Below are 19,492 nucleotides of genomic sequence, written 5' to 3'. Positions count from 1 at the left end.
CTTTTTTTTATGCCTTATAACTATATTGTTAGCACACTAACAAATAAAAATCAATTATTTTTTGAAAAGGATGTGATGTTATGTTAAAAACTCTGGGAGCTCAGATCAAAGAATTTAAGAAAGATTCTTTCCTCACTCCTGTTTTCATGATCTTAGAAGTACTCATGGAAACGATCATCCCACTGATGATGGCATCGATCATCGATAACGGCGTGGAAGCCGGGGATATCCACCATATTTACGTCATGGGCGGATGTATGGTCATTGTCGCGTGTGTTTCCCTGTTTGCAGGAACGATGGGTGGAAAATACGGTGCCCGTGCTTCCGCAGGATTCGCCCGCAACTTACGAAAAGCAATGTACGAAAATATACAGACCTTTTCTTTTTCCAACATTGACAAATTCAGCACCGCAGGTCTTGTCACAAGGCTCACCACCGATGTGACGAATCTGCAGAACGCATATCAGATGCTGCTGCGTATGTGCGTGCGCGCACCGATCTCTTTAGTCTGCGCGATGATCATGGCATTTTTCATCAATGCGAAACTCGCATGCGTTTACCTGATCGCTGTTATCGTACTTGGTGTGATCCTTGCCTTTATTACAATACGGGCACATCATTACTTTATGGAAGTATTTCCAAAGTACGATGACTTAAATGCATCGGTACAGGAAAATGTCTCCGCGATCCGTGTAGTCAAAGCCTATGTCCGTGAGGATTATGAAAAGAAGAAGTTCACACAGGCAAGCAAAAATATTTATAACATGTTTGTCAAAGCAGAGGGCGTACTCGCTTTCAACTCCCCTGTCATGCAGATTGCTGTATATAGCTGTATCATCGCATTAAGCTGGCTGGGGGCAAAAATGATCGTTGCAGGTTCTCTTACCACAGGCGAACTGATGAGTCTTCTTACCTATTGTATGAACATCATGATGAGTCTGATGATGCTCTCAATGGTTTTCGTTATGTTAGCCATGAGTATCGCAAGTGCCGAGCGTATCTGTGAGGTTTTAAATGAAAAAAGTGATATCACAAACCCGGAAAATCCGGTTTACGAAGTAGCCGACGGCAGTGTCACATTTGACCATGTAACATTCCGTTATAACAAGACCTCAGATAAACCGATCCTTGATGATATCAATCTTACCATCCACTCCGGTGAGACCATCGGTGTCATCGGCGGTACAGGAAGTTCTAAATCTTCACTCGTCAACCTGATCAGCCGTCTTTATGACGTTTCGGAAGGTACTGTTCTCGTCGGCGGAAAAGATGTACGTTCCTACGATCTTGACACCCTGCGCGATGAGGTCTCCGTAGTATTGCAGAACAACGTGCTTTTCTCCGGAACCATCTATGAAAACCTCCGCTGGGGCGATAAAAATGCGACTGATGAAGAATGTCGCCACGCATGCCATCTTGCCTGCGCAGATGAATTTATCGACCGCTTCCCGGACGGCTACAACACTTACATTGAACAGGGTGGAACCAACGTATCCGGTGGTCAGAAACAGCGTCTGTGTATTGCAAGAGCCCTGTTAAAGAAACCGAAAATACTTATTTTAGATGACAGTACGAGTGCTGTTGATACCGCAACCGATGCAAAGATCCGCAAGGCTTTTGCCGAAGAGATTCCGGACACAACCAAATTCATCATCGCACAGCGAATCTCCTCCGTCCAGAATGCAGATCGCATCATCGTTTTAGATAACGGTGTTGTAAATGGCTTTGGCACACATGAAGAATTATTAGAATCCAATGATATCTACCGCGATGTCTATGAATCACAGACCAGCGGAAGCGGTGATTTCGATGAAGGAGGTGCTGCATAATGGCAGAAAAAAATACCAAACCGGTTCATGGTCCGGGTGGCAGAGGTCCAAAAGGCCCACGTCCGAAAGTTGAAAATCCCGGCAGACTTTTTATGCGTCTGCTCGCTTACATTATGAAAAATTATACAGTTCACTGTATTCTTGTCGTGATCTGTATTTTCATTACCGTACTTGCCAGTGTACAGGGTACCTGGTTTATGCAGACTCTGATCGACAGCTATATTCTGCCGCTCATCGGTCAGGCAGATCCTGATTTTTCCGGTCTGCTCCACGCTATCATGCGCGTTGCCTTTTTTTACCTGATCGGAGCACTCGCTTCTTATATATATACACGTATCATGGTAAATGTTTCACAGGGTACTTTAAAAAACCTGCGTGATGACATGTTTACCCATATGGAAGAACTTCCGATCCGCTACTTTGACACACATTATCACGGAGATATCATGTCCACCTATACGAACGATATCGATACACTCCGTCAGATGATCAGCCAGAGTATGCCACAGTTTTTGAACAGTATCATCACCATCGTGAGTGTATTTGTCAGCATGCTTCTCTTAAATGTTCCGTTGACAATCGTGACACTTCTTATGATCGGTGTCACACTTTTTGCCACAAAAAAGATCGGTGCACTCAGTGCAAAATACTTTATCGCACAGCAGAAAGATATCGCAACGGTCAACGGTTATATCGAAGAGATGATGAATGGTCAGAAAGTCGTCAAGGTCTTTACCCATGAAGAAGAAAGTATCGAAAACTTTAACAGATTGAATGACCAGCTCTTCCACAGTGCAGACAATGCCAATAAATTTGGTAATATTTTAATGCCTGTCAATGCACAGATCGGTAACATCAGCTATGTACTCTGTGCTTTAGTCGGCGGTGTACTCGCCTTAAACGGCATCGGCGGTTTTACACTCGGAAAACTTGCAAGTTTCCTTACCTATAATAAGAGTTTCAGCCAGCCGGTCAACCAGCTTAGTATGCAGCTCAACAATATCGTCATGGCCCTTGCCGGTTCCGAGCGTATCTTTAAGCTGCTTGATGAAGAACCGGAAACAGACGAAGGTTATGTTACACTCGTCCGCGCCAGAAAAGAAAACGGTCAGATCGTCGAATCAAAAGAACGTACCGGTATGTGGGCATGGAAACACACACATCAGGCTGACGGCAGTGTCGATTATATCGAGCTGAAAGGCGATGTTGTCTTTGATGATGTTGATTTCGGTTATAACCCGGATAAGATCGTGCTCCACAATGTAGACCTCTACGCAACACCTGGTCAGAAGATTGCTTTTGTCGGAAGTACCGGTGCCGGAAAGACTACGATCACGAACCTGATCAACCGTTTCTATGATATTCAGGATGGTAAGATCCGCTACGATGGTATCAATATCAATAAGATTAAAAAAGACGATCTGCGTCATTCCCTCGGCATCGTACTTCAGGACACACACCTGTTCACTGCAACCGTAATGGAAAATATCCGCTATGGAAAACTCGATGCCACAGATGAAGAAGTCATTGCAGCCGCAAAACTTGCCAATGCAGATACCTTTATCCACCAGTTGCCGGACGGTTACAACACACTTTTAACCGGTGACGGTGCAAACTTAAGCCAGGGACAGCGTCAGCTGCTCGCCATCGCACGCGCTGCGATCGCAGATCCGCCGGTACTGATCCTCGATGAGGCAACCAGTTCCATTGATACCAGAACAGAAAAGATCGTTCAGGATGGTATGGATAAACTGATGGCAGGACGTACCACTTTCGTGATCGCCCACCGCCTCTCCACAGTCAAGAACAGTGACTGCATTATCGTATTAGAGCAGGGACGCGTCATCGAACGCGGCAACCATGACAAACTCATGGAAGAAAAAGGAAAATATTATCAGCTTTACACAGGAAATCTTGCGGAGGGCTAGAATATATTTTAAATCGTATAGATATTTTTCTTTCTCTGTATTTTCATAAGTGACCTCAAAAAATGGGCATATATAAAGCCAAAAACTTTATATATGCCCATTTTCATCTCTATTTTTATATTACTCTAAACCACTTTTTCTTTCTTCTTCCATGGTAAAATAACTTTCTCCGGCATGCGTCCTTTCACAGTTTCTGCACCGGAACATATCTTATCCGCACAGCACAAGATCCAGCCTTCCATATATTTGGGCGGAACGATATTTAATGGAAACATATGACATTTTATCATATCTTTTTCTATTTCATTCAGATCCGGGATGTCACGCATGGCATTCTCGCACGCCCTTTCTGCATGATGAAATCCATGCCATTTATGTGACGCATCTTTTTCGTGCCAGTCATAAAGAAAATAATCATGCAGTAACGCTCCACGGATCAGCGAGTGGATATCCACAGGTGCGTTCATTTTCAATGCCAGATAATAGCTGAAATATGCAACCGATACGCTGTGGCGAAATACGCTGGTGTCTCCATGCTGTATATAGCGATGAGACTCTAACAGGCGGGACTGCCTGCAGAGTTCCTCTAAGGTGTCATAAAAGTATTTTTCCTGCTCGTCGGATAAATGATAGGTCATTTTGCTCCTTCTTTCCATGCTATTCTATGAAACAGTATCTGGGCGAAACTCTGCTTTAGGCTGTGAACGTTGTGGGAAATTGACAGCTGAAACGAAAGCACGCTCTCGCTGCGTGTCGCTCGTAGCGGATACTAAATGACCAAAATACGGTCACTAAGTACCGACGGCTCCCCAGCACTTTCTTTTTCATCTGTCAATTTTCCACAACATCGCCAGTTCATGAATGAGTTTCGCAATTAACTTAGTATATGCATGCATAAACAAGATTGTCAAGCTATCGATCGAGTAGGAGGGAAATCTGAGTGATTTCCCGACCTCTCACACCACCGTGCGTACCGTTCGGTACACGGCGGTTCAATCAACTTAACAAGTAACACACCTTTCGGTGTAGTAATCTAACATTGAGACTAATCCAAAACGGGTTAGTCTTTCTTTTGTAACGGCTACATTCATGGCACCGCCTTGACAGCAGTGTGCGATTCTCGCACCATTATAAGCCGTTGAGTACGCTAGTTTCTTATATACCCCTAGCTTTATTAAGTTCTTCGCGCGATTCTGTGGAGTTTTCCAATGTTTCCATATACACATGCGCAATCGAAATCTTATGCTTTGGTCGAGCGTGGCACATAACACCTTCATACTACCTATTTTAAAGTAGTTAATCCACCCTCTGATAAGCTGATTAAGTTTCTCAACCTTATAGCTGTTACTAACGCCCCAGCTACGACAAGTGAGTTCTTTCATTCGCCTCTTGAACTTTGCTACTGATTTTGCATGTGGTTTTGCCTTAAATTGGTGTGCTCTTGAATCAAAGTAGAATCCGAAACCCAGATATTTCAATCCTCTTGGTCTATCTACTTTGCTCTTGGTCATGTTAACTTTGAGTCCTAGTTTCTCTTCAATAAAACGAGATATGTTTCTCATTACACGATTGGCAGACATTTCGCTTCCGACCATAATAATACAGTCATCCGCGTATCGTACAAAGTTAAGCCCTCTCTTTTCCATTTCCTTATCAAGTTCATTCAGCATGATATTTGCCAGTAATGGTGAAAGATTTCCTCCTTGTGGTGTTCCCACAATAGAATCCTCATACTCATCATCAATCATGATTCCACTGACAAGATATTTCCTAATGATAGAGATAACATCTCCATCTTTTATAGTTCTGCCTATGATGGTCATAAGCTTGTCATGGTTTACTGTGTCAAAGAACTTTTCCAAGTCAATGTCTACAATCCAGTCGTTGCCCTCGTTCATCATATCAAGTGCTGTCAGGATTGCCTGTTGTGCACATCTGTTCGGTCTGAATCCATAACTATGATCATGGAACTGCTCCTCATAGATTGGTGTTAAGACCTGTGCAATAGCTTGTTGTATAAATCTGTCTGTTACTGTTGGCACTCCCAGGTTTCTGAAACCGCCATCGGGTTTTGGTATCTCCACTCTCCGTACTGGCTGAGGTTTATACTTTCTTGTCCTCAGCTGCTCCTTAATGATTTCGCCGTTCTTTGCAAGATGTTCCTTAAGTTCTGTGCACTTCATTCCGTCCACTCCCTCTGCACCTTTGTTTCGTACGACCTGCAGATATGCTCTGTTGAGGTTATCGCTAGATAATATCTGCTCCATTAGACTACTTGTGTCCATGCGTTCTTTCCTTTCCGTCTCGCTTGATTTGACCATCTTTTACCCGATTGGTTACGGCAGATGTTATCTCTTCTGCAATACGAGACATACTCAAACTTATTGATTGTTCGCCCCTTTGCTCCATCTCTATTACAGAGACTTCTTCACTACTATGGGCTCGGCTGACTTCTCACAGTTCGTTGTTACTAGGCTAATGAAACCCCTGTGAGACCTCCACGCTTAAGGTGCACGCTCTTTCCTCTCATCTATCCGCCACATTTACTCGTACTTCCAGCAACTTTAGGACTTCATCTCTTTTGGCAGACTTATCCGTATTTCCGAGCCTTATATGTGATTTCTGTCCGTCGGACCAAGAGTTTGCTTACAGCTTCCTTCAGATTCCACCTCACGATGGACACCCTTGCTGTTCTGCTATACACTTCCTCGTTGCCTAGGCGTGTTCGGGACTTTCACCCATTAGAGCGCGCCCATGGCGCGCAAACCAAAAATATGAGGACTTTTTTCAGTCCTCATATTTTTATATACATGATGTTGGTATCAAATATAATACCTTACAGTAACTCTTTTAATATCTGGTTCACAAGCGCCGGGTTTGCCTTTCCTTTCATGGCTTTCATGGTCTGTCCGACTAAGAATCCGATTGCCTTTTCTTTGCCGTTATGGTAATCCTCAACCGACTGTGGATTTTCTGCTAATATTTTCTGTACTGTCTCACGGAGTGCACCCTCGTCGTTGACTGTCTTTAAGCCTTTCTCTTCAACATATTTTTCCGGATCAATGTCATCTTTAAAGATCAGTTCGAATACTTCCTTTGCGACCGTGTTTGTAATGGAACCGGAATCGGCAAGATTGATCAGTTTTGCAAGATTGACCGGTGAAAAACGGATATCCTCCGGATCCATGTTATTTTCTTTTAACAGGCGCATCGTCTCCACCATGATCCAGTTGGACACTTTTTTCGGTTTTCCGCAGAGCTCGGTTGCCGCCTCAAACAGATCCGCAAATTTCTTATGTCCAGTAATGATCTCGGCATCATATTTCGGAAGATCAAATTCTTTCTGGTAACGCTCCAATTTCTCCGTGCGAAGCTCCGGCTGGTTTGCCTTTACTTTTGCGATCCACTCGTCGCTGATCACGATCGGGACAAGATCCGGCTCCGGGAAATAACGGTAATCCTGGGCGTCCTCTTTGGAACGCATTTCATGGGAAGATTCCTTATTGTCATCCCAGCGGCGTGTCTCCTGCACGATCTTCTTTCCGGCTTCAAGCAGTTCAATCTGACGTGCACGCTCTCCCTCGATAGCTCTTACAATCGCTTTAAAGGAGTTTAAGTTTTTCATCTCGGTACGGGTTCCAAACTTCTTTGCGCCTGCCTCACGTACAGACAGGTTGACATCGGCACGCATGGAACCTTCATTTAATTTACAGTCGGAAGCGCCAAGATACTGGATGATCATGCGCAGTTTTTCAAGATAAGCAATAACCTCGTCCGCAGAACGCATATCAGGCTCAGATACGATCTCAATCAGCGGCACACCGGAACGGTTGTAATCAACAATGGAGACATCTTCCCACTCATCATGTACAAGTTTTCCGGCATCCTCCTCCATATGGATCTCATGGATACCAATGATCTTCTTTCCGGCTGCCGTCTCGATCTCAACACCGCCGTTTCTGCAGATTGGCAGATATAGCTGGGAAATCTGATAGTTCTGCGGATTATCCGGATAAAAATAGTTCTTACGGTCAAATTTGCAGTACTGGGTGATGCTGCAGTTTGTGGCAATTCCCACTGCCATCGCATATTCCACCACCTGACGGTTTAATACAGGAAGAGAACCCGGCATACCGGTACACACCGGACAGGTATGTGTATTTGGTGCACCGCCGAATGCTGTGGAACAGCCGCAGAAGATTTTTGTTTTTGTTGCTAACTCAACATGGACCTCAAGTCCAATGACAGTTTCATATATTTTACTCATCTCTATTCCTCCATTTTCGGATTATGCAAGCGGGCTGTGCTCATAGGTTCTTGTCTGTTCAAACGCATATGCCGCACGGATGATCTTTTTCTCTTCAAAGCAGTTTCCAATGAGCTGTAACCCGATCGGCAGACCATTTTTATCTTTGCCGCATGGCAGTGAAATACCAGGTAATCCGGCAAGGTTTACAGAAATCGTATAGATATCTCCTAAATACATCTTGATCGGATCACTTAAGGACTGTCCCAGTTTTGGTGCAGTGGTCGGTGCCGCCGGTCCTAAAATGACATCATATTTTTCAAATGCTTTATCAAATGCCTGTTTGATCAATGCCTTGGTGCGGAGTGCTTTCAGATAATATGCGTCGTAATATCCGCTGCTTAACACAAAGGAACCAAGCATGATACGACGTTTTACCTCCGGTCCGAATCCTTCGGAACGTGATTTTTTGTACATATTATGAAGTCCCTCATACTCTTTGGTACGGTAACCATATTTTACACCATCAAATCTTGCAAGGTTCGAACTTGCCTCTGCACAGGCGATGACATAGTAAGCAGGAATCGCATATTCTACCAGACTTAAGTCAAACTCTTCCACGATGGCGCCCTTTTTCTTTAATTCCTCTGCTGCCTGTAAAACTGCTGCTTTTACTTCCGGATCTAAACCCTCCCCGAAATAATCACGCGGAATACCGATCTTCATTCCTGCAACATCATCCACCAGTGCACTGGTAAAATCGTAATCTTCTCTTTTTACAGAAGTGGAATCCTTCGTGTCATAAGAAGCAATCGTCTCTAAAATCGTTGCACAGTCAGTCACATCTTTCGCAACCGGCCCGATCTGATCTAAAGATGAACCATAGGCGATCAGTCCATAACGTGATACCGTTCCATAGGTCGGTTTGATTCCGGTCACACCACAGAAAGAACTCGGCTGACGGATAGAACCGCCAGTATCTGAACCAAGTGCAAAAACACATTCCTCAGCCGCAACTGCTGCACAGGAACCACCCGAAGAACCTCCCGGCACATGCTCTGTGTTCCACGGATTCTTCGTCTCGCCATAAGCAGATGTCTCTGTCGTACTTCCCATGGCAAACTCATCCATATTGGTCTTTCCTAAAATCACTGCCCCCGCCTTTTCCAGATTTAAAACTGCCTCTGCCGTATAGGTCGGGATAAAGTTATATAATATCTTAGAAGAACAGGTGGTAAGCAAGTCTTTCGTACACATATTATCCTTAATGGCAACCGGAACACCTGCAAGCGGTCCAGTCAAAATGCCGTCATCAATCTGTTTTTGTACTTCTTTTGCACGTTTCAGTGCGCCTTCTTTATCTACCGTCACAAAGCTGTTTACGAGTTTTTCTTTTTTCTCGATGGCATCTAATGCCGCCATAACAGCTTCTTCTACTGAGATTTCTTTTGCTTTTATCTTTTTGCCGAGTTCCACGGCAGTCAAACTCATAATGTTCATATGATCCTCCTGATTAATCTCCAATCGTCTTTGGCACTTTAAATCCACCATCTTTCTGTTCCGGTGCATTAAACAGTGTCTCTTTACTGCCGTCCCCGTTTGTCACTACATCTTCCCGGAATACATTGTTTACCGGAAATACATGTGACATAGGTTCCACTCCTGTGGTATCAAGTTCGTTTAATTTATCAATATAGTTGAGCATTTCTTCCATATCTTTCTTGGCATGCTCTTTTTCTTCCTCATTCAGCTCTAATTTTGCAAGGATTCCGACATACTCGATCGTCTCGTCTGAGATTTCGTTTTTGCGTCCGGTCTTAACTGCCGGAATTTCTTCCTCTTCCTCGATTCCCGGTTCTTCAGCTTCTTCCGGTTCTTCTACGATCACAGGTCCAACCACCAGACCATAATAAGCAACATCCCCGGCTCCAGAATTGTTCCACTCAGCCTGAATCGCTGTTCCTTCATATTTAAGACCACACTTTTCCATCACTTTGGCTGAGTACGGATTTCTGGTATCACATCGCGCCGCGATCCTGCGTGCCCCAACTTCGTTAGTCAAGTATTCTACCACTGCCTCTAATGCTTCTGACATGATTCCTTTATTCCAGTAGTCACAGCTTAAACAATAACCGACTTCCATGGACTGCACTTTTTCATTGACAGCTACGACACCAATGCTGCCGATTGCCTCACCGATCTCTTTTAATTCGATACACCATTCATATTTTTCCGTTTTATCGTATGCAGCGATCCAGCCTTTTAAAATGCCTTTCGTCTCTTCTTCACTCTCATGTGCAGGCCACAGCAGATATCTTGTCACTTCCGGATCCGATGCCCAGTTACGGTACATCGGTTCTGCATCGGAAAGTGTAAATCGTCTTAAAACAAGACGTCTTGTTTCGATTGTTTTTGTTCCCAAATGTTTCACGGCTGTTCTCCTTTTTCATTCATATGATCCCTGTTTGCAAAACTCAATTTACATTCAATTTTGAACCTGATATGGATCTAAAATTATTTTGTTTTGGATTCTTTGCATCTGTTCTAACCTGATTACGGCTCTAATCTGCTTAAATCACGAGGGAATAAAGTAGTTTCACGAACATTGTCCTCACCGACTAATTTCATGGTCAGACGCTCTAATCCGATTCCAAGTCCACCATGTGGCGGCATGCCATGTTTAAATACGGATAAGTACTGTTCCATTCCCTCAGACTCCATACCACGTTTTTCAATTTTCTCCATCAGCCTGTTATAATCGTGGATACGCTGTCCGCCGGTCGTGATCTCAAGTCCCTGATATAAGAGGTCAAAACTTAACGTATACGTCGGATCTGCCGGATCATCCATGGCATAAAACGGACGTTTCTTGGATGGGTAATGCGTAACAAATACAAAATCTGCATCATATTCTTCTTTAAAATACTGTCCGATCAGTGCTTCCTCCTCCGGTTCAAGATCGTATGGATTTCTGATCTGACGGTGATATTTTTCCGCTACTTTTTCTTTTGCCTCATCAAACCGCACGGTCGGGATCTTTTCGACGTTCGGCAGTGTGACGCCTAATAACCGAAGTTCCTCTGCATAATCTTTTTTGAGCAGTGCGATCATATACTGCAAAAATCCGGTCTCCATCGCCATGATATCTTCGAATCCATCAATATATCCCATCTCAAAATCAAGGCTGGTGTACTCGTTCAAGTGACGTTTGGTATTATGTTTTTCTGCACGGAATACCGGCGCCGTCTCAAACACCCGGTCAAATACGCCGACCATCATCTGTTTGTAAAACTGAGGACTCTGCTGTAAAACTGCCGGTCTGTGGAAATATTCCAACCGGAACAGGTTTGCCCCGCCCTCTGCACTTTTTGCACCGATCTTTGGTGTATGGATCTCTGTAAACCCCTGACTGTATAAGAAATCACGAAATCCCCGTACCACACCTTCCTGAATACGGAATTTTGCACGCTCCCTGACATTTCGAAGGGCGATCGCACGGTTGTTTAAATTCGCCTCCAAGGAGGTATTTAATTTCCATTTTGAGATTGCAAGCGGCATCGGTGCAGCCGGTTCGGACAATACCTTGATTTTATCCAGACGGATCTCAAATCCGTGTGGTGCACGTTCCTCCGGTTTTACGGTTCCCTCCAACTCAATCGTTGCTGCCTCTTTTAAATCTTTTAAGTCAAACTGTGTTTTTCCTTCTTCGTAAACACACTGGAGCAGTCCTTCTCTCTTTCTTAAGACGATAAATGCAACTTCACCCATATCACGGATGGTATGCACTGCTCCGTTTACTTTTACACTTTTTCCCTCATAGCTGCCGGTCAGTAAATCACCGATCTCTAAGGTTTCCTTTTTGTTTACACCTGTCATGAATTCCATATTCTGTACACTCCTTTAGATATGATAAGGTGCGGGACGGGAACCTTTTTGAAAAACAAAACTCTGTCTTTCAGATTTTCAACAAATAATAGAATGCACGCTCCGCGAACATTCTATTATCATGAATACAAAAAACCCCGGAAAAGCATATGCTTTTCCGGGGCGAAATCTCTTAGTATCCCGCGGTACCACCCGCATTGAAAAATGATGTCGTTCTCATCATCTTTCCGCTCTCTGTGCTTAACGCGCACCCACGTACTGACCTACTTTCGATCCACTGCCGCTGTTTTTAAGATCAACCGCTCGTGCAAATTCCTGTTCAATCAGTCTGCTCCAGAGTGTTCCCTTGACCTTCTCTTTCAAACAGCGCTCTCAGTCGGTGACGCTGCATTCCTGTCGACGCCCAAAGATCAGAGTCTCTTTCATCGCTTTACTGTTTTAACGTTGTAACATTTATACCACATAGATTTCTTCTTTGCAATATTTTTTTGCAACTTTTTTTGTTTTATGCTGCATTTTTATTGATGCACCAACATTATTTTACAGTAATTTTGCAGGTTGCTTTCTTTCCACTTGCAGTTTTTACAGTAATCGTGGCTGTTCCTTTTTTCAGCGCCTTTACTTTACCATTCTTATCAACTGTTGCCACTTTTTTGTTGGAACTCGTCCAGGTAAGTTTATCTGTTGAGGAAGAAGGTGTCATAGTCGCTTTTAAGGTCAGAGTCCTGCCCTTTGCAACAGTCGCCTTGGTTTTGTTTAATTTTACCTTGGTTGCCGGTACTTTTACCGTCACTTTACAGGTTGCTTTCTTTCCACCTGATGTCTTTGCGGTAATCGTTACAGTACCTTTCTTTACAGCCGTTACAACACCATTTTTATCGACTGTAGCTACTTTCTTGTTAGAACTGCTCCATGTCACTTTGTCCGTTGCTTTCTTATCAAGAGTAGCTTTCAGCTGTTTTGTTGCATTTTGCTTTAATGTCAGTTTCTTTGCACTCAGTTTAATACCTGCTGACTTCTTATTACTCTTTACAACGGTCACTTTACAGGTTGCTTTCTTTCCACTTGTTGTTTTAACTGTAATCGTAGCTGTTCCTGTTTTGACTCCTTTGATCTTACCGCTCTTTGTTACTGTCACTACCTTTTTGTTTGATGTAGACCATGTAAGTTTATCTGTCGTTGTCTTCGGAAATACAGATGCTGTCAGTTTTACGGAACTTCCCTTTTTGATACTCATCGCCGGTGTCAGATATACTTTGGTTGCCGGATCTGTAACCGTGATCTTACAGTTTGCCTTTAAACCATTCTTTGTGGTAGCTGTAATTGTAGCGGTTCCTGCTTTCTTTGCAGTTACTTTTCCGTTTGCATCTACTTTTACAACAGAGGATTTGGAAGATTTCCATTTCACGGATTTATCCGTACAATCCTTCGGAGTGACTGTTGCCTTTAAGGTATATGTTTTTCCTTTTTTCAGGCTGAGTTTTGTCTTGTTTAATTTGATCTTCGCTGCCTGTACCTGATCTCCTACAGTTACTTTACATTCTGATGTAAACATTCCGTCTTTTGTTGTCACGGTAATTGTTGCAGTTCCTTTGGCATTTGCAGTTACATTACCATCTTTGTCAACTGAAGCAACTGTTTTGTCAGAAGTCTTGTATTTTACTGCTGTGTTTGTTGCATTCTGCGGTGCTACTACTACATTTCCAGAAATATTTGCTGTTTTACCTTTCTGTAAGGTGATCTCTGTCTTTTTCAGTGAAACTCCTGTTACTTTGACTGCACGTTCTTCTGCCTTAATCTTATATGCAGGATCAAAACCAGGTTTTAAGTTTTCTTCATCCACAGAAACCTGTTTTACATGACCCTTGTCTGTTAAGATCACACCATTGTATGACGGAACAGTTACCGTCACGCTGTCTCCTGCAGCACTGTAACTATTACCTGCGATCACATCTGCAAGTTCTGCTGCATTAATTCCAAGTTCTGCAACATTTACTGTCACAGACTTGTCTGCTGCACTGTTGTTCATCAAAACAAGCATGATATCCGAATCATCACTTCTGACATAGCCTAAAATTTCTTTATCTGTGCCATATACCGGCTCTACGGAGCCTGTTCTCAATGCACTGTAACTGCTTCTTATTGCAGCAAGTTTTGCATACCATTTTACCAGATTCTCATTTCCTTCGCCCCAGATCATCGCACGGCGGTCATCTGGATCATCTGCACCTACCATACCAAGCTCATCACCATAGTAGATCGTCGGTGCACCTGCATAGGTAAACTGCATTAACGCAACTAAATACTGTTTCTGTTTTGCTGCATCTGAAGTATTCTCGTAAGTCGGGAATGCCTCTGCAATTTCTTTCTGTTTTCTATCGTCATCAATACCATCTAAGTGATGTTGTATAAATAAAGTTGACACCTTATTCTCAAGGAATTCATGTATAATAAAAGAGAATAAGGAGGAACTCTCAATGTCACGAACCCAACGTAAATACGACCAGGAATATAAGATCCAGGCTGTCAAACTTGCCAAAGAAATCGGCGGTGCTAAGGCAGCCAAAGAATTAGGTATCCCAGAAGGAACCATCCACACATGGCTGAAAGCAGTTAGAGCAGGCACATTGGATATTGGCGACGGTGCACATACTCCGGAAAGCGCGATGAGTCTTGCTGAGGAGCTTGCCATGCTCCGCAAACGCGTTAAAGATCAGGACAAAGAAATCCGGCGTCTGAAAGAGGAAAATGAATTTCTCGAGGAAGCAAGCGCTTTTTTCGCAGCCAGCCGTCGGAAGTCAGCAAGAACCAAAGAATGATGTTCATTGCCATAAAAACGAAAGACGGCGTGATTAAGGGAAAACTCTCATTCTATTGCCGGATGCTTGGCGTCAGCCGCCAGGGTTTCTACAAATATCTTGCTATTAAAGATCGCCCTTGGAAATATCAGGATCTTGCTGATGCCATGAGAGTGATCCATGCTGAGGATGAATGCAATGATACCTATGGACGTATTCGCATGTACCAAGCACTGCTCCTTAAGAATCCGACGGGAATCAAGATCCCCAGTGAACGAACCGTTTACAGGGTTATGGATGAAATAGGACTTGTCCATCGGCCAAAGCGCAAGCCAAATGGCATTAGCAAGGCTGATCGGGAAGCACGTAAGTCAGATGATCTTCTGAAGAGAGAGTTCAAGGCTGATAAGCCACTTGAAAAATGCGTAACTGATATCACAGAAATCAAGGCAAAAGATGGAAAACTGTATGTTTCAGCCATCTTCGACTGCTTTGATTCCAGCGTTCTGGGACTGGCAATGGAAACAAACATGAAGGCAACTCTGTGTGAGCATACACTGGATAATGCCTATCTGGCGCATCCTGATCTGCGAGGTGCCATTGTGCACTCCGACAGAGGAAGACAATATACCAGTGAAACCTACCGTCAGGCGCTTTCTAAATATGGCATTATACAAAGCATGAACAGTGATGGTGGCAGGTGCCACGATAATGCTCGATGTGAAAGCATGTGGGCCAGAATGAAAAGCGAGCTTCTCTATGACCGCTACAATACGGAAAGCCTGACCACGGATGAGCTGAGAGTTCTTATTTGGAGATATTTCATCAGTTACTGGAACAACAGGAGGATCTGCTCTGCCAACGGTGGGCTTCCTCCTATGATTAAGCGTCAGAGATACTACCAATCTCTGGGCCTGGCTGCATAGGAAATGATATCTTTGAGATAAATGTGTCAACCAATATTGACAATATCAAAGTAAGATAACAAACGTGTTGTATCATGAGAGTCAACAAGGTTCATCATTGCATAAAATGCTTCTTTCGGATAACGCTCTCTCAAACGCTCTAAAGTATTTAATGCATCTGCGGAATTCCCGCCCTTTGCATAAGCGATCGCTGCTCCACGGAACATATAGTTCATAACGGAATCATACATGTCACCCATCAGATATTTTACCGCATCCGTCCAGATTTCTCCGATGATCACGTTATCACTGTCAAGTGCCTTCACGGATTTACGGAAGTGCTGCCAGGTCTCATCCGATACTTCATTGGCAACATCGAGTCTCCATCCGTCCATTCCTTTTGACAGCCAGTACTGTGTTACACTGTTATCTGCGGTCTTACTTGTCTCATTTTTTCCGATTACTTCTTCTGCCCAGGTACCGGTCTGATATTCGGAACCGTTCGTTGCCTTGATGATCGGCATGGAGTCATAACCCCACCATCCATCATAACCATATACTGGTTTTCCGGCACGAAGTCCTACGGAATCACATACTTCATCGTCATTGTCATCTTTTAAAGTTGTATCGGAAAATACATCAAACCATTCTGTATAGTCATAGTTTGTAATTCCATACTCTGCCGTAAAATATTCTTTTGCCTGTTTTTCTGCTTCCTCTTTGGAAATCTTTTTCTCGCTCATGGCATCGTATACATATGCCCAGTAAGGATAAGCTCCGATCGTATCGGTTCCATCTTCCAGATACTCATAGTAACGGTCAAAATAAACAGAATCATCCGATACATGATTGAATACACCATCCAATACAACATGCATATTATTCGCTTCTGCTACGCTGACCAGTTCCTCAAAATCTCCAAGTGTTCCAAGGATCGGATCAATATTTTTATAGTCGCTTGTATCATATCTGTGGCTGGAAATAGATTCAAATACCGGATTTAAGTAGATCACGGTAACACCAAGTGCTTTTAAGTAATCGATCCGTTTGGTGATTCCTTTTAAGTCTCCACCATAAATCTCATTGCTCCAGTTTCCATCTCCCTTGTATGCATAAGTTGGATATGTATCCGGATGTAATGTGACCTGCTCCGGATTCTCCGGCAAAATATACCAGTCATTCATATATTCATACTGCATCGAACCTCTTGCATCCGAAGTGATGGTATCGTTTGTCACATCGCCATTATAGAAACGATCTGGGAAGATCTGGTAGATCACTGCATTTTTCATCCAGTCCGGTGTCTCATAACCTGACTGATATACGATCTGATCATACGGTAACAGGCTTAATAAATCTGTTGCCATACCGGTTCCGTAATATCCGTCATCATCGCCATACATTACCACTGCCGTCTCATTATATACTGCAAAGAAATACTGGTATTCTCCATGTCTGTCATAGCTTGTAATAACAGACCATCTCTGTTTTCCATCTTCCGCACCCGCTGTTTTTTTCATGGAAAGTGTTTTCTTTTCCACACCTTTTACAACCAGTTTGACTGCAGTAACATCATCTCCGGTATCGATGGAGTAGGTAACTTCCTCCCCGGTTGCCACTGCACCATATACTGATTTGTAGGCAGTGTCCTTAGAATCAAATACCAGTTTTTCCGTTGCAACCTCCTTGTCGGAAGCATCTGAATAATAGATGCCGGATTCCGGATCGTAATAGAATGTCACATCTTTCGTGGTATCTACGGTATATGTTTCCATTTCAACCGTCTCATCATCCGATACGATCTTTGTATCGGAATAAGTACCTGCCTCCATATTTTCCACAGTCGCACTGTAAATTCCGGTCAGTCTGCTGTCAGAAAATTTTGTATCCGATGGAATCCCTGTTCCCTGCAATGACAGGCTTGCCCCGAACTTATAATCGATACTGCATTTTGAATAGTGGCTGAAATCTGAATAGTAAATGGTAACATCCTGTGGTTCCGTCACCGTTACTGCAATATTCGATCCACTTGCAGCACCGCCTGCACCATAGCTTTCTCTCCAGTTACCCATCGCAATCTTGTACTCGTAATTTGCCGCCGGAACATTTTTAAATGTATAGGAATATAACCCCTCTCCCATGTATGTCATTATATTTGATGCTGCATCCCAGCTTTTTCCAGGAAATGTACCCGGTACACAGACCATTCTGCCGGTAAATTTATCTCTGGTATAAGAAAGATAAGTATCTTTTCCAACTGTAACACCAGCGGATGTTTCAATGTCTTTTTTTACACCATCTACTTCGATGTAATATACGATGTCCAATGCATCATCTCCAAGGAAAATCGCATCCGTGGTATATGCATTTGCAACACTTTTATCTGCTGTCATGGTAACCGTCTTTAATGCAGAAGTTCCTTTTTCCTCCACCTCTGATTTTTTACCATAAACAACCTTTACTTTATCTTTTACATTTTCTGCAACAGCCGTGAATGTGGTAGTTCCATCTGCATTGTCGACTGCCTGGTCCGATACCTCTTTTGTGGAAGCAAGTGTAATTGTTCCATCTTTATCCATGTACCAGTTCCAGGTGCCGTCTTTCTGGATATAATATACATCGGTTGGCGTTTCTGCTACAAATTTATCCAACAGTTTGTCGTAAGTATTGTCACCTGTTTTTGTATCATCCGCATTATCTGCATCTACAAACTGAAAGCCTCCGAATGTTCCTTTGACAGTGAGTTTGTAAAATCCATTCTCTTCTGCTGTGAAAAGATCTCCTTTAACACCCCATCCTGTAATCGTTTCCTGACCTTTTGTATCAGTGATAGTCAATTTGTCATTCCAGTGCTGCATTGCCGGCTTTGACCATTTCGTTTCCGGTTTGATATGCATGGTAAGGTAAACAAGTTCCGGCTCTTTTAAGGCTTCTGTGCCTGCTGCATCTAAATACCAGCCCCAGTTACCGTCTTTGCAGATGTAATAGAGATCTGTCGGTGTTTCATCTGTGTATGCTTTCATGGTGCTGACAAATCCCTGACCATTTGTATTCTGGGATGGTGTATCATAATCTAAAAACTGAAATCCGGTAAAATTACCCTGTAAAGTTACACTATAGAAATCACCGCCTTTATCCTGCGTTAAAATCTGTCCGACAGCTTCTCCCCAACCGGTAATTTCCTGATCTGTCTTAACTGCACCGGATACGACAGTATTATCATCTCCCCAAAACTGCAGTGCAGGTGTTTTATACTTTGCAGCACTGTTATCAAAATGCAGTGTCAGGTTCATCGATCCTTCTGCAGCTTTTAATTCCTGCTCTGTTTCCGTTTCTTCTGTTTCCTCGGATAATTCAGTCTCATCTTCCGTTGTTTCTGTTACAGGTGCCTCTGTTTCTGCATCTTGGGTCTCTGCTTCTGTTACTGCTGCTTCTGTTACTGCTGCTTCCGCATCCTCTGTTTCTGCATCTTCGTTCTCTGCTTCTGCATCTTGGGTCTCTGTTTCCGGCTCTTTCGTTTCCTGACTCTGACTTGTACCAGTTTCTTCTTGTACCGCGGTATCTGCTTTCGTCTCTGTTTCCCCGGTTTTTTCTGTCACAGCATTTTTTGTTTCTTCCATACGATCTGCATCGCTGGATTCTTCATGTACCGTTTCTTCTGTCCCCGTTTCAAGCTCCGCCGCCGCTGCAGATATGGCTCCCGGCGTCTCTGGTAACGTTACCAGCATACCTAAAATTAAAAGCCAGCTAAGTGATTTCTTAGCGGCCTTCTGTAAAATCTTTTTGTTTCTCATTTTTCAAAGTCCCCCATTTTCGATTTTCGATCATACCCCAGTTTGCCGGATAAGATCATTAACCGGTCTTATACATGTCCCTCTCCCCCTCTTTCAAATTTTCGTAT

12 protein-coding genes and 1 pseudogene are annotated in these 19,492 nt (G+C 43.4%); 4 read left to right on the top strand and 9 right to left on the bottom strand.

What is annotated here, in order from left to right; genetic code table 11:
* Positions 1-80 precede the first annotated feature (80 nt).
* Together H8S51_RS07050 and H8S51_RS07045 are read left to right on the top strand one after the other, a co-directional pair.
* On the top strand, positions 81-1,829 hold the full coding sequence (locus H8S51_RS07050; RefSeq protein ID WP_186899511.1) for an ABC transporter ATP-binding protein: 1,749 nt from the start codon (positions 81-83) through the stop codon (positions 1,827-1,829).
* Positions 1,829-3,757, top strand: coding sequence for an ABC transporter ATP-binding protein (locus H8S51_RS07045; RefSeq protein ID WP_186899512.1), 1,929 nt, complete (start codon positions 1,829-1,831; stop codon positions 3,755-3,757). The genes H8S51_RS07050 and H8S51_RS07045 overlap by 1 nt, the downstream gene beginning before the upstream one ends.
* 125 nt (positions 3,758-3,882) lie before the next feature.
* Here H8S51_RS07045 and H8S51_RS07040 read toward each other — a convergent pair whose 3' ends face one another.
* The 8 genes and pseudogenes from H8S51_RS07040 to H8S51_RS07010 form a co-directional block, all read right to left on the bottom strand.
* Positions 3,883-4,395, bottom strand: coding sequence for an HD domain-containing protein (locus tag H8S51_RS07040; RefSeq protein ID WP_330414587.1), 513 nt, complete (start codon positions 4,393-4,395; stop codon positions 3,883-3,885).
* A gap of 363 nt (positions 4,396-4,758) precedes the next feature.
* Positions 4,759-6,042, bottom strand: coding sequence for a group II intron reverse transcriptase/maturase (gene ltrA, locus H8S51_RS07035; protein WP_241070946.1), 1,284 nt, complete (start codon positions 6,040-6,042; stop codon positions 4,759-4,761).
* Between the two features lie 551 nt (positions 6,043-6,593).
* The gene (gene gatB, locus H8S51_RS07030; protein WP_186900631.1) at positions 6,594-8,024 is read right to left on the bottom strand and encodes an Asp-tRNA(Asn)/Glu-tRNA(Gln) amidotransferase subunit GatB; all 1,431 of its coding nucleotides are present in this window, start codon (positions 8,022-8,024) and stop codon (positions 6,594-6,596) included.
* A gap of 21 nt (positions 8,025-8,045) precedes the next feature.
* Positions 8,046-9,503 carry an Asp-tRNA(Asn)/Glu-tRNA(Gln) amidotransferase subunit GatA gene (gatA, locus tag H8S51_RS07025; protein WP_117918800.1) on the bottom strand — a complete coding sequence of 486 codons (1,458 nt, stop codon included), beginning with the start codon at positions 9,501-9,503 and terminating at the stop codon, positions 8,046-8,048.
* Between the two features lie 13 nt (positions 9,504-9,516).
* Complete coding sequence (gene gatC, locus H8S51_RS18410) at positions 9,517-9,834, bottom strand: Asp-tRNA(Asn)/Glu-tRNA(Gln) amidotransferase subunit GatC (RefSeq protein WP_334302678.1); 318 nt, start codon at positions 9,832-9,834, stop codon at positions 9,517-9,519.
* Between the two features lie 150 nt (positions 9,835-9,984).
* Positions 9,985-10,434, bottom strand: a pseudogene (locus H8S51_RS18405) (GNAT family N-acetyltransferase); the annotation flags it as partial.
* 122 nt (positions 10,435-10,556) lie between these two features.
* On the bottom strand, positions 10,557-11,888 hold the full coding sequence (gene aspS, locus H8S51_RS07015) for an aspartate--tRNA(Asn) ligase (protein WP_186900629.1): 1,332 nt from the start codon (positions 11,886-11,888) through the stop codon (positions 10,557-10,559).
* A 535-nt stretch (positions 11,889-12,423) separates the two neighbouring features.
* Positions 12,424-14,313: an Ig-like domain-containing protein gene (locus H8S51_RS07010; RefSeq protein WP_241070945.1), complete on the bottom strand. Its 1,890-nt coding sequence runs from the start codon at positions 14,311-14,313 to the stop codon at positions 12,424-12,426.
* 52 nt (positions 14,314-14,365) lie between these two features.
* Between H8S51_RS07010 and H8S51_RS07005 the strand changes: the two genes are divergently transcribed.
* The gene (locus tag H8S51_RS07005; protein ID WP_006855988.1) at positions 14,366-14,707 is read left to right on the top strand and encodes a transposase; all 342 of its coding nucleotides are present in this window, start codon (positions 14,366-14,368) and stop codon (positions 14,705-14,707) included.
* The gene (locus H8S51_RS07000; protein WP_117922402.1) at positions 14,704-15,612 is read left to right on the top strand and encodes an IS3 family transposase; all 909 of its coding nucleotides are present in this window, start codon (positions 14,704-14,706) and stop codon (positions 15,610-15,612) included. The genes H8S51_RS07005 and H8S51_RS07000 overlap by 4 nt, the downstream gene beginning before the upstream one ends.
* Positions 15,613-15,638: 26 nt before the next feature.
* On the opposite strand, the gene H8S51_RS06995 is transcribed toward H8S51_RS07000, so the two are convergent.
* Positions 15,639-19,385: an alpha-amylase family glycosyl hydrolase gene (locus H8S51_RS06995; RefSeq protein ID WP_241070944.1), complete on the bottom strand. Its 3,747-nt coding sequence runs from the start codon at positions 19,383-19,385 to the stop codon at positions 15,639-15,641.
* Positions 19,386-19,492: the final 107 nt, after the last annotated feature.

Origin of the sequence: Roseburia rectibacter, from assembly GCF_014287515.2 — a bacterium.
Classification (GTDB): Bacteria; Bacillota; Clostridia; order Lachnospirales; family Lachnospiraceae; genus Roseburia; species Roseburia rectibacter.
This window is presented reverse-complemented; position numbering and strand designations above follow the sequence as displayed.